11 protein-coding genes are annotated in these 12,507 nt (G+C 51.9%); 3 read left to right on the top strand and 8 right to left on the bottom strand.

Annotated elements, in window-relative coordinates; translation table 11 throughout:
- Positions 1-10 precede the first annotated feature (10 nt).
- From ACO0LM_RS14120 to rfbB, 8 genes are all read right to left on the bottom strand, one after another.
- Entirely contained in the window at positions 11-964 is a 954-nt protein-coding gene (locus ACO0LM_RS14120) for an NAD-dependent epimerase/dehydratase family protein (protein WP_423037923.1), read from the bottom strand.
- Positions 965-967: 3 nt separating this feature from the next.
- The gene (locus tag ACO0LM_RS14115; RefSeq protein ID WP_423037922.1) at positions 968-1,759 is read right to left on the bottom strand and encodes a hypothetical protein; all 792 of its coding nucleotides are present in this window, start codon (positions 1,757-1,759) and stop codon (positions 968-970) included.
- Positions 1,760-2,130: 371 nt separating this feature from the next.
- Positions 2,131-3,066: a glycosyltransferase family 2 protein gene (locus ACO0LM_RS14110; RefSeq protein ID WP_423037921.1), complete on the bottom strand. Its 936-nt coding sequence runs from the start codon at positions 3,064-3,066 to the stop codon at positions 2,131-2,133.
- A gap of 23 nt (positions 3,067-3,089) precedes the next feature.
- Positions 3,090-4,391, bottom strand: a complete 1,302-nt coding sequence (locus ACO0LM_RS14105; RefSeq protein WP_423037920.1) for a flippase — start codon at positions 4,389-4,391, stop codon at positions 3,090-3,092.
- Between the two features lie 60 nt (positions 4,392-4,451).
- Positions 4,452-5,426 carry a dTDP-4-dehydrorhamnose reductase gene (rfbD, locus tag ACO0LM_RS14100; protein ID WP_423037919.1) on the bottom strand — a complete coding sequence of 325 codons (975 nt, stop codon included), beginning with the start codon at positions 5,424-5,426 and terminating at the stop codon, positions 4,452-4,454.
- Complete coding sequence (gene rfbC, locus ACO0LM_RS14095) at positions 5,423-5,968, bottom strand: dTDP-4-dehydrorhamnose 3,5-epimerase (protein WP_423037918.1); 546 nt, start codon at positions 5,966-5,968, stop codon at positions 5,423-5,425. The genes rfbD and rfbC overlap by 4 nt, the downstream gene beginning before the upstream one ends.
- 3 nt (positions 5,969-5,971) lie before the next feature.
- Positions 5,972-6,865, bottom strand: coding sequence for a glucose-1-phosphate thymidylyltransferase RfbA (gene rfbA, locus ACO0LM_RS14090; RefSeq protein WP_423037917.1), 894 nt, complete (start codon positions 6,863-6,865; stop codon positions 5,972-5,974).
- Positions 6,862-7,932 carry a dTDP-glucose 4,6-dehydratase gene (rfbB, locus tag ACO0LM_RS14085; RefSeq protein WP_423037916.1) on the bottom strand — a complete coding sequence of 357 codons (1,071 nt, stop codon included), beginning with the start codon at positions 7,930-7,932 and terminating at the stop codon, positions 6,862-6,864. Before rfbB ends, rfbA begins: the two co-directional genes overlap by 4 nt.
- Before the next feature lie 504 nt (positions 7,933-8,436).
- Here rfbB and grpE point away from each other — a divergent pair.
- From grpE to dnaJ, 3 genes are all read left to right on the top strand, one after another.
- Positions 8,437-9,006 (top strand): nucleotide exchange factor GrpE, encoded by a 570-nt coding sequence (gene grpE / locus ACO0LM_RS14080; protein WP_423037915.1) that lies wholly within the window; start codon positions 8,437-8,439, stop codon positions 9,004-9,006.
- A 151-nt stretch (positions 9,007-9,157) separates the two neighbouring features.
- Complete coding sequence (gene dnaK, locus ACO0LM_RS14075) at positions 9,158-11,098, top strand: molecular chaperone DnaK (RefSeq protein WP_423037914.1); 1,941 nt, start codon at positions 9,158-9,160, stop codon at positions 11,096-11,098.
- Between the two features lie 147 nt (positions 11,099-11,245).
- Complete coding sequence (dnaJ, locus tag ACO0LM_RS14070; protein ID WP_422986507.1) at positions 11,246-12,364, top strand: molecular chaperone DnaJ; 1,119 nt, start codon at positions 11,246-11,248, stop codon at positions 12,362-12,364.
- Positions 12,365-12,507: the final 143 nt, after the last annotated feature.

Here is a 12,507-nt window from a genome sequence, read left to right as displayed (position 1 = left end):
TGAATGGCGATTAAATAGGAATGGCAGCAGCAGTCGCCTGCAAGCCTTGTTCTACGGTATACGGGGGCGACCAGCCCAGCAAGTTTCTGGTCTTGCTGATATCCACCTGCAAGGACTGGCACAGGCGGTCGGCCGCATTCCGTTTCCCCAGCATACTTGCCGCCAGGGTCAGCAGGCTGGCCGGAAAAGCAAACAACCGGGACTTTACCTGCAAGGCTTGCGCACACAGGCTCAGCAATTCTGTCGTCGATAAGTCTCTGCCGTCGCTAGCCAAAAACACCTGGTTGCGGGCTTGCTCATGCAGGCGGCAATGCAGGACCAGGCTGACCAGGTTACCCAGATACACAAAACTGCGCTGGTTGCGGATGCTGCCCAGCGGCAGAGGCAAGCCACGCCTGAGCATACGCAGCATGCTTAAAAAATTGGCTTTCACGCCGGGGCCATACACCAGCGGCGGGCGGATGATGGTGATGGCCATGCCAGTTTGCCGGCCCAGGCCCAGCAAAGCCTGCTCGGCTTCATGCTTGGATATGCCATACGCATCTTGCGGTGCGGCTTGATCGTCCGCGGTAAACGGATGACCAAGTTCGGTCGCTTCGCCATTCACCTTGACTGAGCTCAGGTAAATGAATTGCCTGGCCCCCGCCGCTGCGGCCTGGCGTGCCAGGTTCAGGCTGGCATCCACATTCAACTGGCGAAATAACTGTAAAGGGTCAGTGGCGGTTTCCTGCATGACGTGTACACGGGCCGCGCAATGGATGACGATATCAACACCTGCCAGGCTGGTGGACCAGTCGGTATTGGCAGTCAGGCTGGTGATGATGGGATTGGACAGGTGTGCTGCCTGCCATTGCAAGGCCTGGCGGGTCGGGCAGATCAGTTCGACTTCCTGTTGCAGGCAGGCTTGTGCAATTGCCTGGCCGACAAAGCCGCTGGCACCTGTCAACAAAATAACTTGCTTCATGCTTTATTTGGATGCCGATATGTTGGCGCGCCGGTCATAGACAAAATAACGACGCGACAAAAATTTCAGGAAACTGCGGAAAAACCAGCTGGCATGGCGGGATACCAGGTTACGGTTTTTATGGGCGGCGGTATGGGTGGCATTCAGTTGCGGATAAAAGCGTATGCCCAGCCCCAGCAATTGATGCGAGCGGTAACAGATGTCCACATCTTCAAAATACATGAAGTAACGGGTATCAAAACCCTGCAGAGCCTGGTAATGGCGGGCATCAAAAGCCAGGAAAGCCCCGGATGCCCAGTCTACATGGCAGGTTTCCGACATGGTTTTCTTGTCATACGGTTCTGACAGCGAACGCACTGCCACCATGCGCAGCAGGGAAATGACATTGGGAAAACGGCGGATATTGGCATCGACGTATTGATGCTGCTCATCGCGGAAAAGATTGATGGTGGCGATGGGGAAGGCATCCCGCTGCATATTGGATACCAGCGTCATGATGGTGTCCGGACTGATGGTGATATCCGGGTTCATGACGATAAAGCTGTCGCCGTCGCCAAAGCCGACGCTATTACTGATGAGATCAAACAGGAAATTATTATTTTCACCAAAACCCAGGCCAGGGTGATCATCAATGTAAGACACGCCATGTTGCAGGCAATACGCCTTTAACTGGGCCGATGGCCGGTTATCCTTGATCCACACATGCATGTTTGCACCAGCATCGCGCAAGCCACCCATCCCGCTTGCAATAAGCAGGTTTTCATGGCCGTGACTGACAATAGCGACATGTATCATAAATTATGCGGATGAGCTGGCTTTATCTGTTCTGGTCTTGCGGGTTTTGGTGGTTTTGCAGCTACTGGTAGTGCAACAACAAGCTGGTTTTTACATCCCTGCTGGTGGCGGGGGGTATCCTGAATCGGCTTATGGTGTCGATTTTCTCATAGAAATCATCATTTATAGGTGGCGGATTGGTCCATCCACCTGTTTTTCTTATGCATCGGCGCTTTCTGGTCCGCTTGTTTGCCTGGACCAGACATGATCATTGGTCACAGTTTATTTGCTGAGGAGTATATCAAACTGACCGGGCTCTGGATGGCAATGACACCATCGCCGACAGACAGCTTAGAAACAAGGCTCCAGAACTGCTCACATCGGACACCGGCTTACGTCGGATAGGCGCCGCTTTTATTTTGCAGGCCAGACCATATTCCCTTGCACATCATCTTCAACTGGGACAGGCGTCTGTTTTCATAGACCAGGCTGGCAAAAAAGCGGATGCTCATCCCTGCCAATAATCTTTTTTTCCATGCAGAGGATACATAAGGCTTTTTGCAGAACAGTAAGGTGTTTCTGAAATAGTAGTAGCGTCGCAGCGGAGAATAATGAAAGAAATTTAAATTCCACAGGCGCACAGGCGGTGCATCCGACAGGGCGTGGCCCATTTGCACTGCCATGCTGCCAAACAGTTGATAGCCCTTGCTTCTTGCCCGGAAGCACCACTCGGTATCGGTGTAATCGACAAACATGCCGTCGTCGTATCGTAATGTATCAAGCCATGCTGCGGCGCATATCAGCATGCCGGACGTGATCAGGACATCGACTTCGACATAGGGTGTAGCCTGATCTTTACCCTCAGCGGGAACAATTGCCTGGATACCCTTGCTACCTTCCTTATAAAACGGAAAATACACTTTGTCGACTTCACGCCGGTCAAAGAAAGTGGGGCCGATGGCTGCGCATTTCACGCCTTGTGCGTGCAGCAGTTCATGCTGTGCCAGCAAGCTGGCAATCAGATGGTCTGGTGGTGCGCTGTCCTGATCAAAGGTCGCCACATAGTGTGCACCATCTTGTATCGCAGCTTCGAAGCCCTTGTTTAGTGCATAACCCAGGCCATAATTTTTGTCGAGCGGCAGGTATTGACACTTGGGTGTCGCTTGCCAGGCTATCTTGTCGCAACCACCATTGTCCACCAGGTAAAGCAAATCCACCTGCTCCTGCAGCCTGGCGAGCAAGGCCTGGAGAATAGGGGGCTCTGGAAAAAAGCCAACCACGACGGCAGCAATGCGTGGTCTGGATGAATCAGATGATGTGTATGTCATTTCATGCAAACAAGACGAATGGCTCAATGAGCGGTTTGGTTTTTCAGGTGCCGTTGTGCTGTCACATGCAACAGCATCCAATCCAGTATCACCCGGAAAGTCCATGCGAACGCGGCACCGACCAGGCCAAAAAATGTTGCGAGAAAATACAAGACAGCAATATACAAGATCAATTCAATAAAATGAAATTGCGCAGTTATTTTTGTTTGTCCTTGTGCGTGCAGCAGGGTATGAGGCACCAGTGCGATACCGTTGAAAAAAGTGCCTGCTGCCAGGATCAGGGTGATCGGCAAAGCCTTGCTGGCGAATTCTGGTGACAACCACAGACTGAAACCCGGATAGGCAAGCAGGGCGACGGCAATGCACAGGCCCAGCATGATGAATGTCATGCGCCGGTAGTTTTCGCGATAACTGTTCTTCAGTGCCGGCATATCGGCCAGTGTCGCAAATAGTGGCAGCAGTGCACCACAGATGGCGATCGGTACCAGCAACATGCGCATCAGCGCTTCTTGTGGAATCGCATACACCGATAGTTTGTCGGCACCCACCATGGCGCTGACAAAGAAGCGGTCACCGAACACCATCAAGGGGCTGATGATGCTGGACACAGTGACCCAGAAACCGAACGACAGCAGGCTGCGCAGTCGTTTGGACAAAGAATTGTCTGTGCTGACCTGGCTGTCAGGTACGGCACTGTTTTTGGCAAACAGGTATTTATGCAATTGCAGCGCCCCACCGATGACAACCAGCAGGCGCGCCATGGCCAGGTAGAAGGCAATCGGCCACAGGCGCGGACCGTGCAATACGATCGCCACGGCGGGCAGGGTGAACATGCAAAACCCGAGAAATATCTTGTTCAGGTTGGAGGCACGAAATCGTTCCAGGCCTTCCATCGCGCCACGCAGGCCGCTGGTGATGGCACTGGGTATCACACCCAGTGCGGCAATTTCAAAGGCGATTTGTGCATCATGTTGCAGGGGCAGGCTGATTTTCAACCAACTCTGTGCCAGGTGCGGTGCCAGGATGATCATGATCAGTGTACCTAGCGCACCGGTGGCTGCAGTCAGTAGCAGCCCTGCCTTCAAGACGGAGGGAATAGACTGGAACTGCCCGGCAGAGCGCAGCTTGCTGATTTCATAGGTAAGCGCGCGGCCAGTGCCGAAATCAAACAGGCTGAAGTAGCCTATCAGCGCCCAGATCAGGGTCAGCACACCAAATGCTTCATTGCCCAATTGCCGCAAGGTGTACGGGGTAAAGGCTGCCGCTGCAATGAGCGGCAGGCCGTTACCCAGCAAATTCCATATGGTGTTTCTTTTAAGTGACATGAATCAGTAATGTGAGTCCGCTGGCTGTTGTTCTGCTGCCTGTAGTCCTGCGGTCTGTTGTCATGCGGTTTGTATTGCAGTCTGTGTTGCAGTCTGATCCAGGCCCTGCATGCATTCCTGCAGGCAGTCTTGCCAGTGGGGCAAATTCAGGGCGAATTGGTCTTGCAACTTTTGCGTGCCCAGCAGTGAATTATGTGGCCTGCGTGCCGGTGTCGGGTACTCTCTGCTGCTGATGCCCGTTAGCGCCGGGGGCGCTTTATTCAGCTTGTTTTGGCGGTCGGCCTGGGCGACGATGGCAGTAGCAAATTCAAACCAGTTGGCTTTACCCGCAGCACTGAAGTGATACAGGCCAGCATGCTCAGCCCACCAGTCGGCTGGGGTGTTTGCCTGCTGCAAATCGGCAAGCAGGCTGCAACTGGTTTCTGCCAGCCATGCCGCAGAATTGGGGGTGCCCCATTGATCATTGACGATGCGCAACTGGTCTCTTTCCCTGGCCAGCCTCAATATGGTCAGCAAAAAGTTCTTGCCGTGCAGCGAATACACCCAACTGGTGCGCAAGATCAAATGCCGGCAACCGCTGGATTGTATGGCTTGTTCGCCGGCCAGCTTGGTCTTGCCATAGACATTTTGCGGATTGGTCGCATCGGTTTCCAGATAGGCGATTACCTGGCCATGCTGGTCAAGCTTTTCGCCGTCAAACACATAATCGGTTGAATAATGGACCAGGCCCGCCCCTAGTTTGCGTGCTTCTTCCGCCATGATAGCCGGTGCTTCGGCATTGACGGCATGGGCCAGTTTTTCTTCTGTTTCAGCCAGGTCAACGGCGGTATAGGCGGCAGGATTGATGATCAGGTCAGGTTTGAATTCCCGTATGCACTGGCACAACTGGTCAGGATTGCTCAGGTCCAGTTCATTGCGCAATGGCGCATACACACTACCCTGTTGGCTCCACTGGCCCAACTGGCTCAATTCGCCCAGTGGAGCATGCAGCGCATTGCCTAGCTGACCGTTGCTACCTGTCAGTAAAATCCTCATTCAAAGACCTCGGCTTCTGCCAGCAGTTTACCCAACTGGTCTTTACCGGACTGCAGCGGTGTGCCGTTCAGGGGCCAGTCTATGCCGAGGGCCGGGTCATCCCAGCGCAGGCAGCGTTCATGTTCCGGTGCCCAGTAATCAGTGGTTTTGTACAGGAATTCGGCACTTTCACTCATGACCAGGAAACCATGGGCAAAACCTTCAGGCACCCACAACTGACGCTTGTTGGCGGCTGACAGAATCACGCTGGTGGATTGGCCAAAGGTGCTGGACGATTTGCGCAAATCCACCACCACATCGAATACTTCACCGGCAGTCACGCGCACCAGTTTGCCCTGGCTCTGGCGTATCTGGTAATGCAGGCCGCGCAAGACATTGTTGGCGGATTTGGAATGATTGTCTTGCACGAAGTTGGCATTCACTCCGGTCAGTTCGGCAAATTTCCTGGCATTGAAGCTCTCGTAAAAAAAGCCGCGGTCATCACCAAATACGGCAGGTTCCAGTATCAATACATCAGGGAGCCCGGTAGCTAACACTTTCATCTGTCAATACGCTTTCTTGTTTAAAAGTTGCAATAAGTATTGGCCATACTCATTTTTTTTCAAAGGCTGTGCCAGTTTTTCCAGGTCGGCATCGGTAATGTAATTGCGATAGTAAGCAATTTCTTCCGGACAGGCGACTTTCAGGCCCTGGCGTTTTTCTATCGTGGCAATAAACTGGCCTGCTTCCAGCAGGGATTCGTGGGTGCCGGTGTCCAGCCAGGCCATGCCCCGGCCCATCAGTTCCACGTTCAGCTTGCCCTGTTTCAGGTATACATTGTTGACGTCGGTAATTTCCAGCTCACCACGTGCGGATGGCTTGATGTCGGCGGCGATATCACAGACTTGCTGGTCATAAAAATACAGGCCGGTGACCGCGTAATTCGATTTCGGTTGCTGGGGTTTTTCTTCTATGCTGATGGCCTGGCGCTTGCTGTCGAATTCGACCACACCATAGCGCTCAGGATCATGCACGTGATAGGCAAATACCGTCGCGCCATGCTGCTGTTCGTCGGCCTGACGCAACTGGGTTTCAAAGTCATTACCGTAATAAATATTGTCACCCAGGATCAGGGCTGATGTGGCATTGCCGACAAAAGAGCGGCCAATCACAAATGCCTGTGCCAGTCCGTCCGGTGCAGCTTGCACCGCGTAACTGATATTGATGCCCCATTGTGAACCGTCACCCAGCAATTCGGAAAAACGCGGTGTGTCCTGTGGCGTGGAAATGATCAGGATATCGCGCATGCCGCCCAGCATCAGGGAGGTCAGCGGGTAGTAAATCATGGGTTTGTCATACACCGGCAGCAATTGCTTGGAAATGGCTTGCGTGACCGGGTACAGACGGGTGCCAGAGCCACCCGCCAGGATGATACCCTTGCGTGTAGTCGGACGGCTCATTCTTCCTCCTCATCCTCATTGTATTGCAGCGCCACCCATTGCAGGTATTCGCCTGACTGTACCTGTTTGGTCCAGACATCATTGGCCAAATACCATGCGACAGTTTTTTTCAGGCCACTGGCAAAGCTTTCTTGCGGTTTCCAGCCCAGCTCGCGCTCCAGCTTCCTGGCATCTATCGCATAACGGCGATCATGGCCCGGCCTGTCGGTGATATGTTTGATCTGGTCCTTGTAGCTGCCTGTGGCCTTGGGTTGTAATTCATCCAGCAATTCACACAGAGTATGCACGACGCTGAGATTGGTTTGCTCATTCCAGCCACCAATATTATAGGTTTCGCCCGGTTTGCCGGCTTCCAGCACGCGGCGGATGGCGGCGCAATGATCTGTGACATATAACCAGTCGCGCACCTGCAGGCCATCACCGTAGACCGGCAAAGCCTTGCCGGCACGGGCATTGGTGATCATCAGGGGAATCAGTTTTTCTGGGAAATGGTAAGGGCCATAATTGTTCGAGCAATTGGTCGTCAGTACCGGCAAGCCATAGGTATGGTGATAGGCGCGTACCAGATGGTCAGAGGCGGCTTTGCTGGCAGAATACGGGCTGTTGGGTGCATAGGGGGTGGTTTCGCTGAAAGCGGCATCGTCCGGCCCCAGTGTGCCATATACCTCATCGGTAGACACATGCAGGAAGCGGAAGTCTGCCTTGTCGTCGTCCTCCAGGCTCAGCCAATAGGTGCGGGCGGCTTCCAGCAACTCGAACGTGCCATTGATATTGGTGGTGACAAAGGCTGCCGGTCCGGTGATGGAACGATCCACGTGGCTTTCCGCTGCAAAATGCAGGATGGCGCGCGGCTGATATTCAAAAAACAGCGCGCACAACTGGGCACCGTCATTGATATCAGCCTGCACAAAGATATGCCGCTTATCATTTTTGAGGCTGGCAAGATTGTTCAGATTGCCAGCATAAGTCAGTTTGTCGTAGTTCAGAACAGGCTCATCTGACTGAGCCAGCCAATCCAGAACAAAATTGGCACCAATAAAACCCGCGCCTCCTGTGACGAATATCATGTCTCGCTCCTGTATTAATCGCTGAATTGCCTTGAACAGGCGATTTTACTTGAGAAGAGGCTGATTTTCTTGGTAAGTCAGGTTTATATAAAAGATATATAGGGGATATAAGGGGGGAATTGCCGCAAAAACCCCCGGGCTTCCGCTGCCGGAAGCCAGTGATGTTTCAATAGTATTAAGACAGTGCACTACCCTGTGACAGGCAGATCCAGGTCACGGTTGCTACGGTGTAGGCCAGCAAAAGCAGTGATATAAGTGAGAGTTTCATGGCTTTAACCTCCTTTTCTGGTGAGTTCCTACTAGGTATCTTAGGATGCACCGCCGCAAATTTCAGTATTGAATTGTTCTGATTTTGTTACCAAATGTGTTTTTTTGTACATGGATGTACATGTCTGCACACTCTGGACTGGCAAAAACAAAAATAGTTCGCGATTAACCCTTGAAATGGTGTGTGTATACCCTCATTTGCGGGGGTAATGTTAGTTTTTGATTGGGAGAGTAAGAATGCAAGAGCAAGAAAACCAGCAAACGGAGAAAGTTGAAGTGACCGGTACACCGCCGGAAGCACCACAAGAAACCATTGTTCAACCGGAAGCTGAAACAGTAACTGTTCAGGATACATCTGCAAAGCAGATCGCCGAGCTTGAAGCAAAAGTGCAGGAATTACAGGATTCTTTCATGCGCGCCAAGGCAGAAGGTGAAAACATCCGTCGCCGCGCTCAGGAAGATATTTCCAAAGCACACAAGTTCGCGATTGAAGGCTTTGCCGAAGCCATGGTGCCAGTCAAGGATAGCCTGGAAATGGCCCTGAAGATTGATACTCCTTCGATTGAAGCGTTGAAAGAAGGCGTGGAAATGACATTGAAGCAATTAAGCGCTGCTTTTGATAAAAATCGTCTGACCGAGATCAGCCCTGTCCAGGGTGAAAAGCTCGATCCTATGAAGCACCAAGCGATTTCCATGGTGCCAGCTGAGCAGGATGCCAATACAGTTGTGACTGTATTGCAAAAAGGCTATACCATTGCCGACCGTTTGTTGCGTCCGGCTTTAGTGACAGTAGCGCAAGGAAAGTAAGAAAAGCGTAAAAAAACACGCGGAAATAGCTAGAAAAGCCTTGAAAAGCGCGTTTTTTACCTTATATCCGAAACAGACGAGTCAGATTGAGCAAAAAAGCAGACTGACTCACCAACATTGACAAAAAAATCGACATTCTGAGGGAACTATCATGGGAAAAATGATTGGTATTGATTTGGGTACAACCAATTCTTGCGTTGCTATTATGGAAGGCGGTCAGCCAAAAGTGATCGAAAATGCAGAAGGCGCGCGTACTACGCCTTCCATTATTGCGTATCAGGAAGACGGCGAAATTCTGGTTGGTGCATCTGCGAAACGCCAGGCTGTGACCAATCCGAAAAACACGCTGTTTGCTGTAAAGCGTCTGATCGGTCGCAAATTTGAAGAAAAAGAAGTGCAAAAAGACATCGGCCTGATGCCTTACACCATTTCCAAGGCAGACAATGGCGACGCCTGGGTATCCGTGCGCGACAAACGTTTGGCACCACCACAAATTTCCGCTGAAGTTCTGCGCAAAATGAAAAAAACCGCTGAGGATTACCTCGGCGAAGAAGTGACAGAAGCGGTCATTACCGTTCCTGCTTACTTTAACGATGCACAACGTCAGGCCACCAAAGATGCTGGCCGTATCGCCGGTCTGGATGTCAAACGCATCATCAATGAGCCAACAGCAGCTGCGCTGGCCTTTGGTCTGGACAAAAAAGAAAAAGGCGATCGCAAGATTGCCGTGTATGACTTGGGCGGCGGTACTTTCGACGTGTCCATCATTGAAATCGCTGACGTCGATGGCGAAATGCAATTCGAAGTATTGTCCACAAACGGCGATACTTTCCTCGGTGGTGAAGATTTCGATCAACGCGTGATCGACTACATCATTGATGAATTCAAAAAGATCAATGGTCTGGACCTGTCCAAAGATCCTATCGCCCTGCAACGTATCAAGGCTTCTGCCGAACGCGCAAAAATCGAATTGTCGAGTGCGCAACAGACAGAAATCAACGAGCCTTACATCGCCATGGCAAACGGCGCACCTGTGCATTTGAACCTGAAAATCACACGTGCCAAGCTGGAAGCCCTGGTGGAAGAACTGATCCAGAAAACCATTGATCCATGCCGTATGGCGATCAAGGATGCAGGCGTGAAAACGACTGACATCGACGATATCATCCTGGTCGGCGGTATGACACGCATGCCTAAAGTCCAGGACATCGTCAAGGAATTCTTTGGCAAGGAACCACGTAAAGACGTGAACCCTGATGAAGCCGTGGCCGTCGGTGCTGCGATTCAAGGTTCTGTCCTGTCGGGTGACCGTAAAGATCTGTTGTTGCTGGACGTGACACCTTTGTCCCTGGGTATTGAAACCCTGGGCGGCGTCATGACCAAGATGATCCAGAAAAACACGACCATCCCGACCAAGTTCAGTCAGGTGTTCTCGACTGCTGACGACAATCAGCCTGCAGTGACCATCAAGGTGTATCAGGGTGAACGTGAAATCGCCGCTGGCAATAAAGGCCTGGGCGAATTCAATCTGGAAGGTATTCCACCATCGTCCCGTGGTACACCACAGATTGAAGTGACTTTCGACATCGACGCCAACGGTATATTGCACGTAGGCGCGAAAGACAAAGCCACCGGCAAGGAAAACAAGATCACCATCAAGGCCAACTCTGGCTTGACGGAAGAAGAAATCCAGAAAATGGTGAAAGACGCTGAACTGAACGCGGAAGAAGACAAAAAGGTCAAGGAATTGGCCGAGTCCCGCAATCAGGGCGACGCTTTGGTGCATTCCACCAAAAAAGCGCTGGCTGAGCATGGCGAAAAACTGGAAGCTGGCGAAAAAGATAAGATCGAAGCCGCCATCAAGGAACTGGAAGATGTATTGAAATCCGGTGACAAGGCCGAGATTGATACCAAGCTGGGCGCATTGTCCACCGCATCACAAAAGCTGGGTGAAAAAGTTTATGCCGACATGCAGGCACAACAGGCCGCTGCAGGTGCCGCCGGTGGTGCGGGCGCTGCCGGTGCAGATGCCAAACCTAAAGATGATGATGTAGTTGACGCTGACTTCAAAGAAGTCAAAGACAGCAAGTAATACACACTGTGACGGGCTTGCCCGTCATGACTCGCCGGGTGGCTCGCTTTGCGGTGCCTGCCCGGCGTTTGCGCTTAAGTTTGATGCTTAAGTTAGATGCTTAAATTAGTGGCTTAAGTTCAAGAACAATACTGAGGTTAACAAGAGATGGCGAAGCGTGATTTTTATGAGATTCTTGGGTTAGGCAAAAACGCCACCGAAGACGAAATCAAAAAGGCTTATCGCAAAATGGCGATGAAGTACCATCCGGACCGTAATCCTGATAGCAAGGTCGCGGAAGAAAAATTCAAGGAAGCCAAAGAGGCTTACGAGATGCTTTCCGACAGTCAGAAACGCGATGCCTACGACCGTTATGGTCACGCTGGCGTAGACCCGAATATGGGTGGCGGCGGTGGCGGTGGCGCAGGCGGCTTTGCCGATGCCTTTGGTGATATTTTCGGCGATATTTTTGGTGGTGGCCGCCGCAATGCCGGCCCGCAAGTGTATCGTGGTGCCGATTTACGCTATAACCTGGAAATCTCGCTGGAACAGGCCGCCAACGGTTTCGATACCACTATCCGCGTACCAAGCTGGGATGAGTGCGATACCTGTCATGGTTCTGGTGCCAAACCTGGTACCTCACCGGTTACCTGTACCACTTGCGGTGGGCATGGCCAGGTGCGTATGCAACAGGGTTTATTCAGCATCCAGCAGGCTTGCCCGAAATGTCATGGCACCGGCAAGATGATCCCCGAACCATGCACCACCTGTTCTGGTGTTGGCCGTATCAAGCGCAACAAGACGCTGGAAGTAAAGATACCAGCGGGTATCGATGACGGCATGCGCATTCGCTCTTCCGGCAACGGCGAGCCTGGCGTCAACGGTGGTCCTCCGGGCGACTTGTATGTGGAAATCCACATCAAGCAACATCCGGTATTCCAGCGCGAAGGTGACGACCTGCATTGTGAAATTCCTATTTCCTTTGTCAAGGCTGCACTGGGTGGCGACATTGAAGTTCCTACCCTGAGTGGCAAGGCATCGTTCACCGTACCCGAAGGTACGCAGTCAGGAAAAACTTTCCGTCTGCGCAGCAAGGGTGTGAAAGGCGTACGTTCCGGCTATGCTGGCGATCTGTTCTGCCACGTGGTGATAGAAACACCAGTCAAATTGACAGAAAAGCAAAAAGAATTGCTGCGCGATTTTGAAAAATTGACGGTGGAAGGTGGTGCCAAACACAATCCGCAAAGCAAGACCTGGATGGACAAAGTGAAGAAATTTTTTGAATAAAATATTTCCGTAGAACCTGTTTAGGATCTGTAGCGAGCGAGCGTCAGCGGGGTGAAGAGCAGCGCAAAAAGCGGAATGTACTCAAGTACATGAGCATTTTGAGCAGCACATGAGCCCTGATCACGCACGCGCAGTAAGATCGT

This window comes from Undibacterium sp. Di26W (assembly GCF_049340265.1).
GTDB lineage: Bacteria > Pseudomonadota > Gammaproteobacteria > Burkholderiales > Burkholderiaceae_D > Undibacterium.
The sequence above is the reverse complement of the archived record's forward strand: the minus strand, read 5'-3'. Positions and strand labels throughout refer to the sequence as shown.

Excerpts from the sequence above, each read along its gene's own strand:
- rfbD (WP_423037919.1), bottom strand. The coding sequence starts at position 5,426 with ATGAGGATTTTACTGACAGGTAGCAACGGTCAGCTAGGCAATGCGCTG.
- ACO0LM_RS14110 (WP_423037921.1), bottom strand. The coding sequence starts at position 3,066 with ATGACATACACATCATCTGATTCATCCAGACCACGCATTGCTGCCGTC.
- dnaK (WP_423037914.1), top strand. The coding sequence starts at position 9,158 with ATGGGAAAAATGATTGGTATTGATTTGGGTACAACCAATTCTTGCGTT.
- ACO0LM_RS14105 (WP_423037920.1), bottom strand. The coding sequence starts at position 4,391 with ATGTCACTTAAAAGAAACACCATATGGAATTTGCTGGGTAACGGCCTG.
- grpE (WP_423037915.1), top strand. The coding sequence starts at position 8,437 with ATGCAAGAGCAAGAAAACCAGCAAACGGAGAAAGTTGAAGTGACCGGT.
- rfbA (WP_423037917.1), bottom strand. The coding sequence starts at position 6,865 with ATGAGCCGTCCGACTACACGCAAGGGTATCATCCTGGCGGGTGGCTCT.
- rfbC (WP_423037918.1), bottom strand. The coding sequence starts at position 5,968 with ATGAAAGTGTTAGCTACCGGGCTCCCTGATGTATTGATACTGGAACCT.
- ACO0LM_RS14120 (WP_423037923.1), bottom strand. The coding sequence starts at position 964 with ATGAAGCAAGTTATTTTGTTGACAGGTGCCAGCGGCTTTGTCGGCCAG.
- dnaJ (WP_422986507.1), top strand. The coding sequence starts at position 11,246 with ATGGCGAAGCGTGATTTTTATGAGATTCTTGGGTTAGGCAAAAACGCC.
- ACO0LM_RS14115 (WP_423037922.1), bottom strand. The coding sequence starts at position 1,759 with ATGATACATGTCGCTATTGTCAGTCACGGCCATGAAAACCTGCTTATT.
- rfbB (WP_423037916.1), bottom strand. The coding sequence starts at position 7,932 with ATGATATTCGTCACAGGAGGCGCGGGTTTTATTGGTGCCAATTTTGTT.